General features: G+C 43.5%; 14 protein-coding genes and 2 pseudogenes. 12 read left to right on the top strand and 4 right to left on the bottom strand.

Translation table 11 applies throughout. The features are described from left to right. From MKY16_RS12505 to MKY16_RS12475, 7 genes are all read left to right on the top strand, one after another. Positions 1-969, top strand: coding sequence for an ABC transporter permease subunit (locus tag MKY16_RS12505; protein ID WP_340955543.1), 969 nt, complete (start codon positions 1-3; stop codon positions 967-969). Positions 970-1,003: 34 nt separating this feature from the next. Then, positions 1,004-1,924, top strand: a complete 921-nt coding sequence (gene rbsB / locus MKY16_RS12500) for a ribose ABC transporter substrate-binding protein RbsB (RefSeq protein WP_025720638.1) — start codon at positions 1,004-1,006, stop codon at positions 1,922-1,924. Between the two features lie 220 nt (positions 1,925-2,144). Then, positions 2,145-3,152 carry an ABC transporter substrate-binding protein gene (locus tag MKY16_RS12495; protein WP_340955540.1) on the top strand — a complete coding sequence of 336 codons (1,008 nt, stop codon included), beginning with the start codon at positions 2,145-2,147 and terminating at the stop codon, positions 3,150-3,152. 37 nt (positions 3,153-3,189) lie between these two features. Continuing rightward, the gene (locus tag MKY16_RS12490; RefSeq protein WP_069011768.1) at positions 3,190-4,905 is read left to right on the top strand and encodes an ABC transporter ATP-binding protein; all 1,716 of its coding nucleotides are present in this window, start codon (positions 3,190-3,192) and stop codon (positions 4,903-4,905) included. 37 nt (positions 4,906-4,942) lie between these two features. Then, complete coding sequence (locus tag MKY16_RS12485) at positions 4,943-5,923, top strand: ABC transporter substrate-binding protein (protein WP_069011770.1); 981 nt, start codon at positions 4,943-4,945, stop codon at positions 5,921-5,923. Between the two features lie 224 nt (positions 5,924-6,147). Continuing rightward, a complete protein-coding gene (locus tag MKY16_RS12480; RefSeq protein ID WP_322252710.1) occupies positions 6,148-7,212 on the top strand; it encodes a FecCD family ABC transporter permease in 1,065 nt (354 codons plus the stop codon). Between the two features lies 1 nt (position 7,213). Continuing rightward, positions 7,214-8,260 carry a FecCD family ABC transporter permease gene (locus MKY16_RS12475; protein WP_340955536.1) on the top strand — a complete coding sequence of 349 codons (1,047 nt, stop codon included), beginning with the start codon at positions 7,214-7,216 and terminating at the stop codon, positions 8,258-8,260. Between the two features lie 116 nt (positions 8,261-8,376). Here the strand turns inward: MKY16_RS12475 and MKY16_RS12470 are convergent, their stop codons facing one another. Next, positions 8,377-8,544 (bottom strand): hypothetical protein, encoded by a 168-nt coding sequence (locus MKY16_RS12470; RefSeq protein ID WP_007432475.1) that lies wholly within the window; start codon positions 8,542-8,544, stop codon positions 8,377-8,379. Between the two features lie 298 nt (positions 8,545-8,842). Between MKY16_RS12470 and MKY16_RS12465 the strand changes: the two are divergent. Continuing rightward, positions 8,843-8,965, top strand: a pseudogene (locus MKY16_RS12465) (type I methionyl aminopeptidase); the annotation flags it as partial. 300 nt (positions 8,966-9,265) lie between these two features. Then, complete coding sequence (locus MKY16_RS12460; RefSeq protein WP_340955534.1) at positions 9,266-10,222, top strand: tyrosine-type recombinase/integrase; 957 nt, start codon at positions 9,266-9,268, stop codon at positions 10,220-10,222. 952 nt (positions 10,223-11,174) lie between these two features. Here MKY16_RS12460 and MKY16_RS12455 read toward each other — a convergent pair. After that, the gene (locus MKY16_RS12455; RefSeq protein WP_340955532.1) at positions 11,175-13,136 is read right to left on the bottom strand and encodes an endonuclease MutS2; all 1,962 of its coding nucleotides are present in this window, start codon (positions 13,134-13,136) and stop codon (positions 11,175-11,177) included. Positions 13,137-13,749: 613 nt separating this feature from the next. Between MKY16_RS12455 and MKY16_RS12450 the strand changes: the two are divergent. Continuing rightward, a pseudogene (locus MKY16_RS12450) lies at positions 13,750-13,968 on the top strand (ABC transporter ATP-binding protein); the annotation flags it as partial. An 83-nt stretch (positions 13,969-14,051) separates the two neighbouring features. Here MKY16_RS12450 and MKY16_RS12445 read toward each other — a convergent pair. After that, a complete protein-coding gene (locus tag MKY16_RS12445) occupies positions 14,052-15,269 on the bottom strand; it encodes an MFS transporter (protein WP_340955531.1) in 1,218 nt (405 codons plus the stop codon). A 390-nt stretch (positions 15,270-15,659) separates the two neighbouring features. On the opposite strand from MKY16_RS12445, the gene MKY16_RS12440 reads away from it, so the two are divergent. After that, positions 15,660-16,763 carry a DUF3900 domain-containing protein gene (locus MKY16_RS12440; RefSeq protein WP_029517495.1) on the top strand — a complete coding sequence of 368 codons (1,104 nt, stop codon included), beginning with the start codon at positions 15,660-15,662 and terminating at the stop codon, positions 16,761-16,763. A gap of 118 nt (positions 16,764-16,881) precedes the next feature. Here the strand turns inward: MKY16_RS12440 and MKY16_RS12435 are convergent, their stop codons facing one another. After that, positions 16,882-17,811, bottom strand: a complete 930-nt coding sequence (locus tag MKY16_RS12435) for an L-lactate dehydrogenase (protein WP_340955530.1) — start codon at positions 17,809-17,811, stop codon at positions 16,882-16,884. Between the two features lie 231 nt (positions 17,812-18,042). Here MKY16_RS12435 and MKY16_RS12430 point away from each other — a divergent pair, with 231 nt between their 5' ends. Next, a complete protein-coding gene (locus MKY16_RS12430) occupies positions 18,043-19,434 on the top strand; it encodes an amino acid permease (protein ID WP_254347405.1) in 1,392 nt (463 codons plus the stop codon). Positions 19,435-19,514 lie beyond the last annotated feature (80 nt).

The following is a 19,514-nucleotide window of genomic DNA, read 5'->3' as shown; positions in this document are numbered from 1 at the left end:
ATGACAACTATGAATGAATCAAAAAGCAGCAAAGGCTTTCAAATGTCACAAGTCACACAGAAGCTTGGCCCATTGTTGGGGCTCATTATTTTGGTAATCATTGTATCGGTCTTAAATCCCAGCTTTTTGGAACCGCTTAATATTTTGAATTTATTGCGCCAGGTATCCATTAATGCGCTGATTGCGTTCGGTATGACCTTCGTAATTCTCACAGGCGGAATTGATTTATCAGTCGGCTCCATATTAGCACTATCCAGTGCGTTTGTCGCAAATATGATGCTGGCCGGGTTCGATCCTATTTTGGCGATTATCATCGGTTGTGCATTGGGTGGCGTGATGGGGATGGTCAACGGCTTGATGATTACGAAAGGTAAAATGGCTCCGTTTATCGCTACACTAGCAACCATGACTATTTTCAGAGGATTGACACTCGTTTATACCAACGGTAACCCTATTACAGGACTCGGAGACAGTCTGGTATTTCAATTGTTCGGACGTGGCTATCAGTTCGGTATTCCGGTTCCAGCGATTACGATGCTCATTACCTTTGCTGTTCTATGGATCATTTTGCATAAAACACCATTCGGACGCAAAACGTATGCCATTGGTGGTAACGAGAAGGCTTCAATTGTATCTGGTATTAAAGTACCGCGTGTAAAAATCTGGATTTATTCTCTGGCTGGAATGCTTTCCGCGTTGGCGGGAGCTATCTTGACTTCCCGTTTAAACTCGGCGCAACCTACAGCAGGTACTTCTTATGAATTGGACGCCATTGCGGCTGTCGTATTAGGTGGAACAAGCCTCTCGGGAGGACGCGGACGAATCGTAGGTACATTAATTGGTGTGCTTATCATCGGTACGCTAAACAATGGCTTGAACTTGCTGGGGGTTAACTCATTTTATCAAATGGTGGTAAAAGGGATCGTCATCGCTATTGCTGTATTGATTGACCGTAAAAAATCCGCATAATACACCTAATCTGCGTATAAGGAGACACATAAATATGAAAAAGCTTACATTAATCATGACTGCCTTGCTGCTCCTGCTCATGACAGGGTGTTCCTTGGAACCGCCCGAATGGGCGAAACCTAAAGCGGCCGCGAACCTGAAGGACATTAAAATCGGCTTGTCGATCTCAACACTGAATAATCCATTCTTCGTCTCTCTCAAAGACGGAGTTGTGGCAGAGGCCAAAAAACAAGGAATGCAGGTCATTGTTGTGGATGCACAAAATGATTCGGCGAAACAAAGTAATGACGTGGATGATCTGATTCAACAGGGAGTAAACGCGTTACTCATTAATCCGACAGATTCTTCGGCCATTTCCACTGTGGTACAATCAGCGAATGCATTGAACATCCCGGTTATTACACTGGATCGTTCTGCTGACAAAGGCGATGTAAAAGCACTCGTCGCTTCAGACAACGTAGAGGGAGGACGAATGGCTGCCCGATATGTGATTGATCAAGTTGGAAAAGGTGCCAAGGTGATCGAGCTGGAAGGTGTTCCAGGAGCATCCGCTACCCGTGAACGTGGGAAAGGCTTCCATGAAGTAGCAGATAAGGATCTGAAAGTCATAGCTAAACAATCGGCCGATTTTGATCGGACCAAAGGTTTGAACGTGATGGAAAATCTGCTGCAAGGCAACCCGGACGTTCAGGCAGTATTTGCCCACAATGATGAAATGGCGTTGGGTGCGATCGAAGCAATCCAAAGCTCAGGTAAGAACATTCCAGTCATCGGTTTTGACGGTAACGAGGATGCGCTTAAATCAATTAAGGAAGGGAAACTGACAGCCACCGTAGCTCAGCAACCCGAGCTTATTGGTCAATTGGCGGTGCAGGCAGCCAAGGATGTACTTCAAGGTAAAACCGTGAAAACATCCATTCCCGCTAAGCTGGAGTTAGTGGATCAATCGAAATAAAAAGGACGCTTGACCTAACATATTAAGCTATTCGGACTGATGCTGTAATGCGCATCAGTTCTTTTTTTTGGCTATTCTACGATGACGATACATACACATAAATGGAAGTTTTTTATTTTTGTATTGTAAGAACAGACGGTAAAAGATAGAATAACAATTATATGATAATGAGAATCACTATCATATTATGAATTGTATATATCTAAGGAGGACGTATATTGTGCAACAAAGGTACAGATTAAAATGGGAATCCACGTTTTGTCTTGTGGTTCTTTTGATGGTTGTATTGAGTGCATGTGGAAACGCAGCTAGCAACAACCAGACAAATGACAAGACCAGCACTAATGATCCTTCCGGACAATCCAAAACGGTTGTCATGCGCGAATATACTGATGCTACTGGTAATAAGATCAGTATCCCTGCAAATCCACAGCGAGTTGTCACGACACAATATTTGGATGCTATGCTGGCCTTGGGAGTTAAGCCTGCAGGTGCTGCTTCCCACTTGTTGGAAGGCGACTATTTAAAAGGTAAGATTGACGGAGTTGCGGATATTGGGAACCCGACAAATGTAGAAAAGGTGCTGGAGTTACAACCGGACCTGATCATCACAACAGAATATACCACGCCAGAAGTGAAGGAGCAGCTGGAGAAAATTGCTCCAACCGTGGTCGTTTCGTTTGGAGATGGCGACGTATTTGAGCAACTGCGGAATGTCGCAGCCGTGCTGGGTAAGGAGAAGGAAGCCGAGCAGTGGATCGCTAGTTTCAACAAAAAGGCTGAAGAAGGTCGAAAGAAGCTGGCTGGAAAATTCAAAAAAGATGAAACGGTTACGATTTATATGGCCTACGATAAGAATGTGTTAAGGGTATACGGAGCGCGGAATGTAGGACATGTTATTTACCGTTCACTGGAATTGAATCCTCCTGAGTACATACGCCAGAAGCTGGCGAAGGACCCGAGATTTAATTATGTTTATGATGTTATTTCAATGGAAAAGCTGCCTGAACTATCAGGAGACCGAATTATTATGCTGGTTTATGATGAAGCGAGCAAGGACGGAATGCTTAAGCAAATTGAACAAAGTGCACTGTGGAGAAATCTTCCGGCTGTCAAGAACCACAAAGTGTATTTCATCAAAGCAGATCCGTGGTTTACGTACTCACCGCTAGCCGTTGACCAATCGCTGGATGAGGCCGTTAAAATGTTTTCCGTTGATCCGAAGTGATCAGTTCAATTGAAATTAGAAAGGAGAAGTCATGACTATGCTTAGACGATTTTTTGAATACTACCGTCCTTACCGGACTTTGTTCATCATTGATTTCTCTTGTGCCTTGCTGGCAGCACTGCTGGAGTTAGCTTTTCCGCTTGCAGTCAACCGGGTGGTCGATGATTTGCTACCCAGCGGGAACTGGAAATGGATTTTATATGCCTGTCTAGCTCTACTCGGTATTTATGTCATAAGTGCTGCGCTGAATTACGTAGTTACCTATTGGGGGCACAAGCTGGGTATTAACATCGAATCGGACATGCGTAAAAAGCTATTTGATCGGGTACAAAAGCAATCTTTTCGCTTTTTTGACAATAACAAAACAGGGCATCTCGTTTCCCGTATGACCAACGACCTGATGGATATTGGGGAAATTGCCCACCACGGACCCGAAGATTTGTTCATCGCGTTGATGACACTGGGGGGAGCCTTTGGTATCATGCTCAGCATTAACTGGAAGCTGGCTGTACTGACTTTCATCATTGTACCCCTCATGATTTACTTGTCTCTTTATTTCAGCCGTAAAATGTCTGCTGCTTTCCATCGTATGTTTTCTGATATTGCGGATTATAACGCTCGCATTGAAAATAATGTCAGCGGGATTCGCGTTGTTCAAGCGTTCTCCAACGAAGCACATGAAATGGAACGTTTTGCTGAGAATAATGGACGTTTTCGTAAAACGAAGCTGATCGCGTACCGGATTATGGCCTGGAATTCCTCGATTAGTTTTATACTAATGAAGCTGGTTTCATTGTTTGTGCTTGTGTGTGGAACATGGTTTGTTATCGAAGGACAGATGACCTACGGGGAATTTATCGCATTTGTGATGCTGTCTAATGTATTCCTGGGGCCAATTAAACAAATTAATTCTGTCATCGAAACGTATCCGAAAGGGATTGCCGGCTTCCGACGGTACCTGGATTTGCTGGAAAGTGAATCGGATGTAGAAGATCTGCCTGGGGCCAAGGCGGTTAGCCATCTTAATGGAGATATTCAATTTGCAGGTGTAACGTTTGGTTACGAAAGCAAAGATAAGGTATTACGCAAAGTAGACCTATCTATCCATGCAGGTGAAACCGTAGCACTTGTAGGTCCTTCAGGAGCAGGTAAAACGACACTTTGCAGTTTGTTGCCTCGCTTCTACGATGTTGAGGAAGGTAGCATTACCATTGATGGGATGGATATCCGTGAAATGAAGCTGGATTCGCTGCGATCCATGATTGGTATCGTACAGCAGGATGTATTCCTCTTTGATGGAACGATTCGTGAAAATATTGCTTACGGTAAGCTTGATGCTTCGGAAGAAGAAATCTGGGATGCTGCTCGTCGAGCTCAGATTGAAGACCTTGTTCGCTCATATCCGGATGGTCTGGGTACAATGATCGGTGAGCGAGGTGTAAAGCTCTCCGGTGGTCAAAAGCAACGTTTGTCTATTGCCCGGATGTTCCTTAAAAATCCGCCTATTCTCATTTTAGATGAAGCGACATCAGCGTTGGATACAGAGACAGAAGCCGCGATTCAGCAGGCGCTGACAGAGCTTTCCCAAGGTCGCACGACACTCGTTATCGCCCATCGTCTGGCAACAATCAAAAATGCTGACCGCATTATCGTAGTTGCAGATCAAGGAATTGCCGAGCAAGGCAGACATGAAGAGTTATTGGCAGTAAAAGGAGCGTATAGTCGCCTGCACCAAGCTCAATATGGAACGTAAATAGGCCGATATGACACCGTAAATAGAGAGAGGAAGATTGGGCTTGACAAAGAAAATGTGGATTGTGATGATGCTTCTGTCAGTCATTTTAGTTCTTACCGCCTGTAGTGGAAACGTGAAGCAACCGGATGAAAAGCAGAATCAAACTTCTAGTGAACAAAAGTCAGAGGAAATGAAAACAGTCAAAACGATTCATGGAGATATTAAGATTCCGGTTCACCCTCAGCGGATTGTAGTTGATATGTACCAGAATGATTTACTAGCACTAGGGATTAAACCTGTGGGAAGTGTTAAATATTATCTGGATAATCCGTTTTCGAAGGAGATTGTGCAGGGCATTGCAAGCATTGGAGATCGCGGCAGCGTATCCATTGAAACAGTATTGACTCTGGAGCCTGACTTGATTCTAATTGGTTCCAAAGATGCTTCTGAATATGAAAAATATAGTAAAATTGCTCCGACCATCGTCATTCCTTATGGAACGTATAAGAATGTGCATGAGGAACTGACAGCTTTTGGTGAGCTACTTGGAAAAGAACAGGAAGCCAAAACATGGCTTGCCCAATACGATCAGCGGATGCAGGCTGCACGTGACAAGCTAAAGGGTATTATTCAGCCTGAGGATACGTTCACCGTAATGGAAGCTTCGGATAAAGAATACTATGTATATGGTGATAATTTTGGCAGAGGAGGACAGGCCGTATACAGAGGACTCAATTTGACACCTCCGCCGCTTGTCCAAAAAGAATTATTAGGTGAGACTCAATGGAAGTCGGTGTCAAAAGAAGTCATTAATCAATATGCAGGCTCTTATATCTTTCTGACGGTTAACAAGGATTTGAGGGGTTACAAAGGAGACAGCATATGGAAATCACTAAATGCGGTCCGGCAAGGTAAGGTTTTTGAGCTTCAGGAGGATCGATATTGGTACTTCGACCCGATTGCCATTGTAGGACAAGCTGAGGAAATCGCAGATATGATCGTCCAGCGGAATAAAGAGAACGCCGCACAGAAGTAGTCGTTTCGGTGTTGTTCGCAGCCCTTTGGTATTTATGCCGAAGGGCTTTATTTTTTCACAATAGGGTAGAGCATTAGGCACTCCTCGAAATTTGCTATTGAAGCTATTGCCACATTAATTTACAATAGTAAAGATTGCGTGATAATAATTCTCATTATCAACATCATCTTCAACACAGTTCGTGATAGCTACATACTATTCAACAGTAAGGGTGAACAATAGTTATGAAATTATCAGAATCATCAGATGGCCCCGCTCAAAGTAAACATAACCAGTCGCCGACTCAATTCCACTCGCGACCTTGGGCGGCTACGCTTATCCTGACAGTTGGGCTTGGAATTTTAGCGTTCGGTATCGCGCTATCCCTATCTTTTGGTGCAGCCTCTATTAGGCTAGAAGAGGTATGGAACGCTGTTTTTCATTTTAAACCCGAGTTGCAAAACCATCAAATTATTTGGGAAATCCGTCTACCTCGAATTCTGGGTGGGGTTTTAATCGGTGTTTGCTTTGCCGTTGCAGGTGCAATTATGCAAGGAATGACTCGAAATCCACTTGCTGACTCGGGCTTGCTTGGACTGAACTCGGGAGCCAGCTTGGCGATGGCGATTTGCTTTGCACTTTTTCCGGGTTCTTCTTTTTTACAATTAATGTTGTATTCCTTCGTTGGTGCAGCTCTGGCTGTTGTGATGGTATATGGTACAAGTTCTATATCCAAATCAGGTCTCACGCCAGTTCGTCTTGTATTGGCGGGTGCAGCTGTCACGGCATTGCTGTCTGCCTTAGGAGATGCGATCAGTTTGTACTTTAATGTTGGACAGGATTTGGCTTTTTGGTATGCCGGAGGGCTTAGTGGAACCAAGTGGGTTCAGCTCGGTATAGTTTTGCCTTGGGTTGTGGCAGCTTTTATCGGCGCTCTCATGTTGTCGCGCTCCATTACGCTGCTTAGTCTGGGAGACGAAATTGCATTGAGTCTTGGTCAGCGAACTGGGGTGGTAAAGGTAGTCGGGATGATTCTTGTTCTGATTCTGGCGGGTGCAGCAGTGTCATTGGTTGGCTCTATAGGTTTTGTGGGATTGATTATTCCCCATATAACCCGCAAGCTGGTTGGCGTCGATTATCGCTGGATTATTCCGTGCTCGGCCATTATGGGAGCTTTACTCATTGTGTTTGCCGATCTGGCAGCCCGTATGATTAATGCGCCTGAGGAGACACCAGTGGGTGTACTTATTGCCTTAATCGGGGTTCCATTCTTCCTTTATCTGGCACGTAAGGAAAGGAGGGCACTGTAAAATGAATAACGTTACGAATGGGGCTATTGCCAAAGCTAGTCATCGTAAAAAAATCCATGATTGGATGGTTGTTGTCATTCTGCTCATATTGCTCATTGCTGCGTTCACCATAAGTGCAAATACGGGAACCATCCGACTTTCGCCAATGGAGCTATTTAGAACCTTGTTTGGGCAAGGGACTCCACAGCAGGAATTAATCCTATTTGAATTCCGATTGCCACGAATGGTTATTTCCCTTCTAATCGGTGCAGGCCTCGCTGTTTCTGGCTGCATTATGCAGGGAGTTTCGCGTAACGGTCTAGCGGACCCTGGTATTCTGGGGATTAATGCGGGCGCCGGGCTGATGGTCATGCTGTTTGTATTGCTTTTTCCATCTATGCAAACTACGAATTCATTGTTTTTACTTCCCGCTCTTGCGCTGATTGGATCAGGAGCAGCTGCTATTCTGATCTACGCGCTTTCTTACAAGAAAGGCGAAGGAATTTCCCCAACAAGGCTACTGCTGAGCGGGATTGGTGTAGCGGCGGGTATCAGTGCTGCGATGATCATTATGACTCTTAAGCTGACACCTGAAAGTTACACGTCTGTAGCTAATTGGTTAGCAGGAAGCATCTGGGGCTCAAACTGGAAATTCGTAATGGCTCTGTTGCCTTGGCTGATTGTATTGCTTCCTTTTGCATACTACAAAGCAAATGTGATGAATGTGCTTAATCTGGGAGATCAGACGGCATCGGGGTTGGGTACACCTATCGAAAAGGAACGTATTCTCCTTCTCGCTGCTGCGGTTGGGTTGGCCAGTTCTAGTGTTTCGGTTAGTGGCGGTATCGGCTTTGTCGGTTTGGTGGCTCCACATTTGGCGAGAAAGCTGGTGGGCCCGAAGCATAAAATGTTGCTGGTAACCTGTGCTTTAGTCGGAGCACTCCTGGTACTTGTAGCGGATACGATCACACGATCTTTACCTTTACAGAAAGAAATTCCGACAGGTTTGATTGTAGCCATTCTTGGTGCGCCATACTTCTTATATCTGCTGAGTCGCTCCAAAGGGTAACATCCGAAAGAGTACTACCTGTCAATTAAAGGCTACACACAAAAAATAACCTTCAACACCACTAAGGAGAAGTGGGGCTGAAGGTTATTTTTTCATTTGATTAGCAGCCTTTCATCTCAACGGGAAGTATTCAAGGCATGAGAGGTTTGATGCAGCTCTCTGATCATTTTATGCAACGTGTAATTTTCCTGACGTGTCACGCCGTGTTGATTTTCCTGAACCAGCAATTGATGGATGTTTCGTTTTAGAATTTCACTTCGACGTTCCAGCATTTCGGTACTCATAAATAAATGAACACTCCCTTTGTCGTGAATAAACCTACATATTTGAAATGAGCATAGGTCGAATATAAGGTTGCCTTTCGACTTCTTTAAGTATATCGTGCTGAATGATCAAGGGAAAACGGAGCTAGACTGCAAATTACTTTTTCTCATCATCCATGCCGTGTCGACAGCGACTCACCCCATGAGTTCTTAGATATACTTCCTGATGCTGGCGATAACAAGGGATTAGGGGCAATTAACTTAATGTATATAATTTGACTGTCTCATGTTTTCTGATTTAAAGGCTATCATGGGGAGTTGGGGTTCTTGTGTGGAACATGACGGTTGGACAGCTCGAATAATAGATCATTCGATTTGTGTTCAATATGAACATACAGTTGCGATAACAGAGGATGGTCCTCAAATTCTGACACTGCTATAAAGTAGTAGTGCCTTTCTGGTTACTGGCGAACAAAATTATAACGAATATGAACCGCATTTATGCGTTTTTTTAATGCTAAATGCTTTCGCTCGGCTGCTAAATAAGGGGGGAAACGCTCTATTTACCCTTGAAAAGCGTTTAAAAAACAGCGTATAATATAAATTATACGCTGTTTAGGTTTAAAACGACTTTTGGAATCTCTCCTGCGTAAGATGTCGATTGAATTGTCGATAAAAATCAGACGAAAATGATCGTTTTACAGTATATTTCGGAATATGAACTGAATTGGAGGCGAGCGGGATGAAAAAAGAGTTGCGACATGTGGAGCTCGATACAACAGAAGAAATTGATGAAATATATACCGAGGAGCTGGAGGCTTTTTTGATCTGGATGAAGGATGCTGGATATACGATACATACGCAAAAAAATTATATAGGGGATGTGAAGCAGTTTTTACGCACGTTGCGTGATAAACCACTCGATCAGGTGAAGAAGATTCATGTTATGTCGTATTTGTCTAAAGCGCGGGAAGGAGGCGCCGGAGATAGTACGCGGAACCGGAAGCATGCAGCGGTGAACAGTTTTTTTAAAGCGCTACAGGAATTTGAGTTATGCAGCACAAATCCGGCAGCGGGAATTAAAAAAGCAAAGACTGAAAAGAATCGTATGCCCGTCTATCTGGATGAAAAGGATATTCATCCGTTTTTGCTCGCGGTGGAGGGGAAATATGCAAATCGTAATATGGCAATTTTTCTGCTGATGGTCTACATGGGATTGCGGGTGGGGGAGGTTCATTCATTGAATGTCTCGGATTACAGCCGGGAAAGACGTACCTTAGATGTGTTCGGTAAAGGACGTAAGTGGCGTACTCTCCCGGTACCGGAAACCGTGTGTGATTTTGTAGAGCATGCGTTGGAGGAAAGATTGACGCCGTGGAGAGGTAAAGAGGATGCGATGTTTGTATCCCAAAAAGGTCGCCGTCTGGCAGTGCGCACCATTCAACAGATCGCTACAGAAACGTTCGAAAGATTCCAGCAAGATAAGAGTATAGAACGCCGGGAGGCTTATTCCAGCCATAAGCTGAGACATACATTTGCGACAATGCTATTGCGTAAGGGAGCAGATCTGCGTACCGTACAGGAGCTGCTGGGGCATTCATCCATTCAGACAACCACAGTATACACACATGTCACTGATCGGGAAAAAGAAAAAGCAATGGATAAGCTGGATATTCAGATACCAATATCAGGATTATAAGTACAGCGTGAAAGTTGAGATTAAATGAAAATGAGTTTACATAATAATAATTATGTAAACTCATTGGGCAGAATTACATCCTGACTTGAAAATCACATCAACGTCATTAGGTCATTACAATCATGAACGTAGTATTCTTTTTCATAGCGTTAGTCTTGTTTTTGATTGATTTGTTCCAAATGATGCCGCAAATGCTGAATATAATCGTCAACTAGCCACTGTAATGTTTCGGTGGAGTGGTCATCTTTTTGAAATCTTTTCTTAGAATCGAATGATGTACATGAGTTTAAAACATTTATGATTTGCTTATTCAATAGTTTCCATAGATGTATGACATCCACGTAAGAGAACACTTCCTGATACTGATTAGCTGCCACCCATTCATTTTGCGCATACGATTCAATTTTGATAGGGGATGTTGAATGCTTAATCATGATAAATCTTCGATGATTCTCGCCAGTTCTTCAACAGCATTCTTCAATAGACTAGCCTCCTTATTTTAATGATCGTCTTATGATTAGCATTAGAATAATTCAAAATAAGCTGGAAAGCAATGGTGAATTAAAGGTTAGTATGATATTGCCTTGACGAAAGCTAACACAAATTTATTTAAAGAAATAAATTTGAACCTGGTACTATGGTAGTTAATTTAAATGAGGACGTTCTCATGAAAGAAGAACATCCCTATCAATTTTTTGAATCCTACAAATCTAAACATAAGATGCCTTTGTATCCTAACGTTAGAATGATAACAAAAGTGATTATTCGATGAGTGCCGGATTGAGTAATACAAATAAGAGGGAAACCGTTTAGTTTACATAATATATATTATGTTTTTCGTTGTGGTAGAATCTGCAAGTGGATCGCTCTTGTTAAGTGTCCGCTTGCAGATTCAAGTTTCACTGACAATATAAAAATAGCTTATTTTTCAGTTGAGAATATACCGGTGCGTCTATATTTCATTTTCTGGGGGAGATTCGATCATCACTCCTTCGACATGCTTGCGTCTCAGCAGTTTCCGTTTTTTGCGGTTTTCCTTGGTTTCTAAAACAATATCCAGATCATAGTCGTCAGGATACAGTTCAGTAGCAGCGATGTGAAGGACGAGCCTCTTTTTGTTAATGCTCAGTTTTTGTCCTTGGATCAAAATTCCGACATTCCCCCGTTCATCCTCGGTTTTGTATACAATTCCAGTTCGATCCAGGTAGCCTACATAAACACTATCACCAAGGGCAAATGGCTTGGTTTTGAGAGGAAGTTCTTGTTTCCTCTGTTTTGTGGCTGTATCGTCAAAAGCCGCTTTTTTAGGAAGAGACTTATTTGCATCATCAGACATTTCATCATCAACACAAGGGGGAATAACAAACGATTCCTGTGTATTTTGAGATGCTCTGCCCGCAGAAATGGCCTCGGAACGCTCGATAATACGTGTCCACATGCCCAGCTTCAGGGCAATTGCATATGCGTAGCTTTCTCCGGCCTCTCCAATGCGAAGTCGGTACAAAGGCTGTAGCGTTTCGGTATCAAACTCCATACGAGCATTCTGAAATCCCGGTGTATTTTCAGCAAAATGCTTAATTTCGCTAAAGTGCGTTGTAGCCACTACTGTCGCCCGGCGACGATGGAATTCTTCTAGCAACGCGATAGAGAGACCTACTCCTTCTCCCGGATCGGTACCGGATGCCATTTCATCAATCAGGATCAGAGTAGAGTTGCCTGTTGTCTCTAATATGCTAATCATGTTGCGGATGTGTGCAGAAAAGGTGCTCAAAGCATGTTCAATGCTTTGTCCATCCCCGATGTCTACCACAATTTCCTCGAATACAGCCATTCGGCTGCCATGCAAAACAGGTACCAGTAGCCCCGATTGCACCATTAGTGTTAAAAGACCGACGCTTTTGAGGGCCATCGTTTTTCCGCCTGTGTTCGGTCCGGTGATGATGAGTGAGGAATATCCTTCGCCAATTGAGAAATCAAGCGGCACCATGGTATGGGACATCAACGGGTGACGTGCACCTTGGATGTCTATAATCCCGTTAAGGTTAAGTTCGACAGGGATAGCATCCAGAGTCATGGCGTATTTGGCTTTTGCCAATAAAAAATCCAATACACCTACTGTCTCTGTATTGATGCTTAGTTCCCGGTTGTATGACTCAGCCATTGCCGTCAGGTCTCCCAGCACTTTCATTTCTTCTTTTGATTCTTCTGCCATGTTCGCGCTCTGATCGAATTGCAGATTCGTAATCTCGGCAGGTTCAACGTAAACCGTTTGACCACTTCCTGATTCATCCAGTACATTACCTTTCACTTGTTTACGGAATTCTTTTTTGATTGGAAGAACGTAACGGCCATTGCGCTGACTAATCATATTTTCCTGCATAATGGATCGGTGACGGCTGGTGAGAGAGTCAAGTTTTCTCTTGATACGTTCTTCAGTAACCGCAATTTTTTTGCGAATTTTAGCTAGTTCTTTACTGGCCATATCCGTCACACGTCCCGAATGAATACATCTTTCGATTTCGGATAAAAGTGGCTCCATGCTATACATGGAAGATGCATAAGCGCTGACGGTTGGAGCAGCGTCCGCCTTGGAATGCATATATTTTATCAGTTGAATACAGCTTCGAATGAATTGAGCCATATGAGAAAAATCACGCTCGCTGAACATATACCCGGTTCCGAGCAGTTGAAGAATGTGCTCCATTCCTTCCAACGAAGGAACAGGGACACTTGCTCCGTGGCGAATGATCTGTAACGCTTCGTTCGTTTCGTCAAGACGAATCTTAATGGTACGGATATCAGTAATTGGCCGCATAGAAGCAGCGTGACGCTTACCCAGGTAAGAAAAAGCACATTCAGAAACTCTTGTTTTAATTTGATCATATTCCAAACGCAGCATTGTAGTTTCGTTCATGAATAAATCTCTCCTTTGGTTTTGTGTGGTGTAAGGATTTTGGAAACCTTGCTGTAAAAATAAAAAGGGCGGAGAATGAACAAAACGTTCATTCTCCGCCCTTAAGGAAAGAGGGAATTTATCTTCAAATAAGCCTGTTATTCAGCTTTTGTAGTTCCGAGTTCCGTGTTTCCAATTCATTCACGCAACAGCTCTTTGCTAAGCTAATTGGATCGTGAAAGGAAGACGTTTAAAGGAGGTTACAAAATCTGAAAACAAAAAAACCGCGCTGAACACAGCACGGAATAGGGCCTGGATGAAGATAATCCCGAAGGCGATTTATGATATCCGCATGTTCTTAACTAATATCAGGGTAACAACACGGCAACAAACAAACCTGTCCCCGAAGGGTACAAGCGCCTGATGATACTCCCTGAATATGCAATTGCTTAGTTAAGAACGTTCACCGACATCAAAATCTCTCCCTTAATTGAAGATATAACCATACTATACGATTGGACAGGCGTTGAAGTCAAGTCCCACTTCTTTAATACGCTACAATGGTGATCCTTATATTAACATAACATATATTATGTAAACTAGATATCTAATAAAGCTTTGTTATCTTTTAAATGACAATGAGAAGGATATTCAACAGGCTATTAACCGCCTTGTCCAAGGTAGAACGGTCATTGCTATTGCTCATCGCCTCAAAACGATACGAAACGTAGACCGTATTGTAGTATTGGACAAAGGAATGGTCGTGGAGCAGGGACAACATGATGAGCTGTTGGATGATAACGGCCTGGATGCACGATTGTGGAAAAGACAGCATGAAGGAAGAGAGTCATAATCCATCTGAAATTATGATACAAACATTAAGAAACCACCCCGGAGGATGGCATATCACCTCTTCAGGGGCGGTTTCTTGTGCTGCTATTCAGAATCATCGGCTATGACAGCTTGTACAGGCCGCCTGTCACGAAGCAATGGTAACAACAGCGTCGCTCCGACCAAAAACAAGCCGGCGCTCACGGTATATACGGTGTTCAGGGAGGATTCGTGTTTGAGTGTTCCACCGATACTCATACCGACGACCATCATCCCGGAGAACAGGGGAGAGAGGGCACCACCGACGCGGCCGATAAAAGCAGCTTCGGCGTTTTTCATCATCATTGTGTTGATACCGATATGAATGCAAGGATAAAATAGGCCGCTGAAAACTTGTAGTGCCATGGTCAGCACAATATTGTGCGACCATCCGACTCCAAAGGTTGTCAGTGTGCTGACAAAAAGTCCGACCACCAGCAGTAATTGCGGCTGTACTTTTTTTGCAACCCCCATAATCAGGCCGCCTCCCACCAGCATAGCCGCTCCGTTCGCCATTAACGGCCATTGCAGGAATTCCTTGTTTTGTCCAAGGTTCTCGATGGCGACAAAAACCATTAATGGTTGAATAAGTCCGACCGCTAGCCCAATTACGGTGAATGTTCCCCCAAGCGTGCGAAGTGTGCGGTTATTCCATACATAACGTATTCCTTCTTTAAGCTCTTGAATGAAATGAGGGGGTTGATCATCTATCTCAAGTGCTTGTTCATCTTGTGGAATACGAGTCAGGACAAGCGCCGAGATGAGAAACAATATTCCGGTTATAGACATTGAAATGAAAATTCCAAAGTGTTGATAAATAAATGTACCGATAACGGGGCCGATAACCATAAATAATGCCATGAGAGATTGAAAAAGGGCCATCACTCCCTGAAGCTGTTCAGGTGCTACATGCTGCTTAAATATCTTCATCGCAGACGGCTGAGAAAATTGAGATAGAATGGCCGAAAAGAAAGTGGACAGCAAAAGCACCTGCCATGACCCGTACCATAATGCCAACAAGACAATAAAAATAGAGGCAGCGGACAGCAAATCGCAACTAATCATGGTCCGTTTGGGCCGCCAACGGTCCGCGAATGTTCCTCCAATGATAGCGAACAGAAAAATAGGCATGAATTCAGCAACTGAAATGAGCGACACGTATACGGGATCATTATGAGTCAAATCTGTTACATACAACAGTATGGCAAAGTTGCGCACCCAAATGCCCAAATTTAACAGCGCATTGGAGGCAATAATGGTTCTTATATATGGATTATTAAACAACTACAAACTCTCCTTTCCTGTTTTTAGGGCGCATGCCCTTCGAGATATCATTTTAAATAAACAAAAAATATTTTTGTCTATGTAATAATAGATAATATAATAAATTAACTACTATTTAGTCAAATGTTTTTTGAATCCTGAAGAAAGTAGAGCATAGAAAATAAAGAGGTCAATGATCGTTAAAGACGTGAAATAGAATAGTAGTAAAAGTACTCACTTTAAACTTGTGAATTAGGAATGATATCTAATTGAAAAATTAATTTACATAATAAATATTATGTTAACTAAAAATGTTTATCTTAATAATAGGCGGCTGAATCCGATGTACCTTTTAAAATCATAGTGATATAATTACGCGTACATGCCTGAAAAGGAGCGAATGGAACGTAAATGAACTTTCAAGTAGATTTTTTATCTTTTTTTGTAATTCAGGTAGATGGAAAAGAAGGACAGGGTGGTAAGTCCTATAAGCATTATGCTACGATGGACGACTACGATTATGATGAAAGCGATGTTAAAAAATTTCTGGACGGGGAATTTACTCGTATTAGCAAGCGAAAGGTTGAAAAAAATCCCAGCACAGAGCAGGCACCGACCAAAATCGGCCGCTTTATCGTCGAACCGGAGCATGAATTGAGCAGTAATCCGAATTTCAATATGTTCGCCCGACTGCGGGCAGCAGAGGATAAGGAAGATTTTAAAAATGCTTGTGACGATCTGGTGCGGATGTATCTGGATACGAGCGCAGTACGCGGCGGAGCGCTGATCATTGTACAGGCTACCTTGAATACACACTCGGATGACCCGTTTATTTTTGTGCTAAAATGTGATTTCGAACCTAAAATTGCCAGAATTACGGAAAGCAGTCTGGTGAGTGAGGTCGAAATGGCTATTTCTGCCCGTAATATGAAATCCATCATGTATCCTTACATGCTTGAGGAGGGGATGAACGATGAATGGGAGCTTAAAATTCACCAGTCTTCGCATGCCCGGTATTTTGAAGATTTTTTGAAATTCGTGACCTATGAGCAATCCATGCCGGAAATCGTCAATGAGCATGTCATGGGCTTCGTTCAGAACTATGTAGAAACCAAATGGCCGGATGCATCTAATGAGGAAAGACAGCAGGAAGAGCGCGATCTGGAATTGTGGGCGGCGAGCGAAAAACGGGACCTGCAAGGGAAATGGGAACCTCTCCAGGTCGTAGAGGCTGCACAGCATATTGTCGAGCTGAAACCAGAAATTGAAGTTCGTTTCAAACTAGATGATACGGCCGTGCGTGGGCTACTGTCCGACTTTGGCGCCAAGCTGCATATCACGAAACTTCATGATCGATATGCACTTATTATTGAAGGTGACGCATTTACGTTTGAAAAGGGATTTTCACCGATTGAGCTGCTTCAACCTGAATCGTTTGAAACGGTGGCTGAGCGGCTAAAAGAGAAACGCCAGCATGAAAATGAGGATGCGGATGGCGATACGCCACCTTGGTAATTCGAATTCATAGCAGGACGACAAACTGAACTTTTACATTATAATGACTAAAAAAACTGGCCTCTCAACGGGTATTCCGCTGTGGAGGCCAGTTTTGTTTAGCTTTTATGTTCCCGATCTACACATGAACTTTGCTAATTTGATCTTTCAGCTTGTCCGCAGATTGAAGCAACCTGGCACGTTCCTCGTCATTGAGCGGAAGATCCAAAATTTCACGTACCCCATTGTGATCTACGATACTTGGAACACCTAAATATACGTCAGATACTCCGTTATAATTTTCCAGCAAGGTGGACACATTAAGTACTGACCCCTCGTCCCCGAGAATGGCGGCTACGATTCGGTCGAGAGCCAGCCCTATAGCATAAGAAGTTGCGCCTTTAGCATCTATAATTTCATAGGCAGCATTCTTGGTATTTTCAAAAATTTCATTTTTCGTTTCTTCACCCAGTTCCAGCGGAGTTCCAGCTACGTTGGCCGTGCTCCATACAGGTAACTCGGAGTCACCGTGTTCTCCAATAATGTGGGCGTGGATGCTTCGTGGATCGATGCCTTTTTGCTTCCCGATCAAATAGCGGAAGCGTGCGCTGTCCAGCAACGTTCCTGATCCAATGACTCTGCTTGAAGGCCAACCACTGCGTTTCCAAGAGATGTAGGAGAGAATGTCCACTGGATTGGTTGCGATCAGCAAAATGCCATGTGTATTGACCTTGACGATATTATCAATAATACTTTCAAAAATTTCGGCATTACGCTTGAGAAGATCAATACGTGTTTCTCCCGGCTTTTGTGAAGCTCCCGCTGCAACAATGATGATATCTGCATTACGGCAGTCTTCATAATCACCCGCCCATACTTTGACACCGCCGAGAAAAGGAAGCCCATGATTCATATCGAGCATTTCCCCCTTCGCCTTTTTGACGTTGACATCAATAAAGACAAGTTCTTGCATGCGTTGGCGCAGCAGCAGGGTGTAGCCGGTTGTTGTGCCAACCGCTCCCATGCCGACAATAGCCACTCTACTTCGTTTGTAAGGTTTTAAGCTCATAAAATCCTCATCTCCTTCTCGGGTTGTATACCTTTTCATTTTGGGATATTACTTAAAAATTTATCTTTCCAACTCAGTGTACCCTATATACTAACCCACCGCAAAGAAATATGACATTTTTCCTTGACTTCAAAGGCGAGCTCGCTAATAATTAATCGATGATAAGAACACGCACTAAAGCGTTGCAGCACCGATATTGACGCATGAAATTATGGAAAGAGGATTCGGCATATGGACTTATTTCGAAAAAAAACAGGACTGCTCCCGCATGAGGAAAGCGGATCTACAGGTCACTTAAAGAGAACAATGGGTGCCTTTGATCTCACCATGCTAGGTGTAGGATGTATTATCGGTACCGGGATTTTTGTTATTACTGGCAAGGCAGCAGCAGAAAATGCAGGTCCTGGATTGATGCTCTCCTTTGTTATTGCAGGTATTGCCTGCGTACTAGCAGCCTTATGTTATGCGGAGTTATCTTCTACAGTTCCCGCAGCTGGGAGCGCTTATGCGTATAGTTATATTGTATTTGGAGAAATTTTGGCCTGGGTACTGGGTTGGGACCTGATTCTGGAATATGGAGTGGCGGCCGCCTCTGTGAGTAGTGGATGGTCTGCATACTTTCAAGGCTTGCTGGCTGGATTTGATGTACATTTACCGCTGGCTTTAACCGCAGCCTTCGATTCGACCAAGGGAACCATTATTGATCTACCAGCCGTGTGCATCATTATGCTCATCACACTGTTACTGAGTCTCGGAGCCAAGGAGACGGTTCGATTCAATTTAATAATGGTTTGTGTTAAAGTCGGAGTTGTATTGCTATTTATTGCAATCGGTATCTTTTATGTTAAGCCTGACAACTGGACACCATTTTTGCCTTATGGATTTTCTGGTGTTTTGAGTGCTGCGGCAATCGTATTTTTTGCTTATCTGGGTTTCGATGCCATCTCAACTGCAGCCGAAGAGGTGCGCAATCCGCAGCGGAATATGCCCATCGGCATTATCTCTTCTCTTGCGATCTGCACGGTATTGTACATTGCCGTTTCAGTTGTGCTAACGGGAATGGTACCTTATACGCAGTTGGGGGTAAGTGATCCTGTTGCGTTTGCTCTCCGCTTTATTCATCAGGATTTCGTAGCCGGATTGATTTCAGTCGGTGCGATTGCGGGGATGACCACCGTTTTATTGGTGCTGTTGTTTGGTCAAACGCGGTTGATTTTCTCCATGTCACGTGATGGTCTTTTACCCGTATTTTTATCTAAAATAAATGCCAAAACTCAAACACCGATTCGAAGCACTTGGCTGGTAGGTAGTATTATCGCATTGGCTAGTGGATTGTTCCCGTTACATGCACTGACCAATTTGACGAGTATTGGAACCCTGTTCGCTTTTGCTGTGGTATCGGTAGGGGTTATCGTTCTGCGCAAGAAACGCCCTGATTTGAAAAGAGGCTTTACTGTGCCGTGGGTTCCGTTGCTCCCGCTTTTAAGTGCTTTGGTTTGCATCGGTCTGATGCTTCAGCTTCATATTAGCACCTGGATTGGATTCATTGTGTGGCTCCTGCTTGGATTGCTGATCTATTTCTTCTATGGATACCACAAAAGTTTGTTGAACCGTAAATCCTAATAAATTTTATAGTATAAAAAGCCGGCATCCTGCACTTTTGTGAAGGGGCCGGTTTTTTTTGTCATTACGCGAAATGTGTC

The sequence above is a fragment of the Paenibacillus sp. FSL L8-0641 genome (assembly GCF_038006265.1).
In the GTDB taxonomy this organism is placed as follows: domain Bacteria; phylum Bacillota; class Bacilli; order Paenibacillales; family Paenibacillaceae; genus Paenibacillus; species Paenibacillus polymyxa_D.
The sequence above is the reverse complement of the archived record's forward strand: the minus strand, read 5'-3'. Positions and strand labels throughout refer to the sequence as shown.

Bases quoted from the DNA above. Each gene is read 5' to 3' on its own strand.
- MKY16_RS12480 (WP_322252710.1), top strand. From the start codon at position 6,148: ATGAAATTATCAGAATCATCAGATGGCCCCGCTCAAAGTAAACATAAC.
- MKY16_RS12490 (WP_069011768.1), top strand. From the start codon at position 3,190: ATGCTTAGACGATTTTTTGAATACTACCGTCCTTACCGGACTTTGTTC.
- MKY16_RS12460 (WP_340955534.1), top strand. From the start codon at position 9,266: ATGAAAAAAGAGTTGCGACATGTGGAGCTCGATACAACAGAAGAAATT.
- MKY16_RS12475 (WP_340955536.1), top strand. From the start codon at position 7,214: ATGAATAACGTTACGAATGGGGCTATTGCCAAAGCTAGTCATCGTAAA.
- rbsB (WP_025720638.1), top strand. From the start codon at position 1,004: ATGAAAAAGCTTACATTAATCATGACTGCCTTGCTGCTCCTGCTCATG.
- MKY16_RS12435 (WP_340955530.1), bottom strand. From the start codon at position 17,811: ATGAGCTTAAAACCTTACAAACGAAGTAGAGTGGCTATTGTCGGCATG.
- MKY16_RS12430 (WP_254347405.1), top strand. From the start codon at position 18,043: ATGGACTTATTTCGAAAAAAAACAGGACTGCTCCCGCATGAGGAAAGC.
- MKY16_RS12440 (WP_029517495.1), top strand. From the start codon at position 15,660: ATGAACTTTCAAGTAGATTTTTTATCTTTTTTTGTAATTCAGGTAGAT.
- MKY16_RS12455 (WP_340955532.1), bottom strand. From the start codon at position 13,136: ATGAACGAAACTACAATGCTGCGTTTGGAATATGATCAAATTAAAACA.
- MKY16_RS12505 (WP_340955543.1), top strand. From the start codon at position 1: ATGACAACTATGAATGAATCAAAAAGCAGCAAAGGCTTTCAAATGTCA.
- MKY16_RS12470 (WP_007432475.1), bottom strand. From the start codon at position 8,544: ATGAGTACCGAAATGCTGGAACGTCGAAGTGAAATTCTAAAACGAAAC.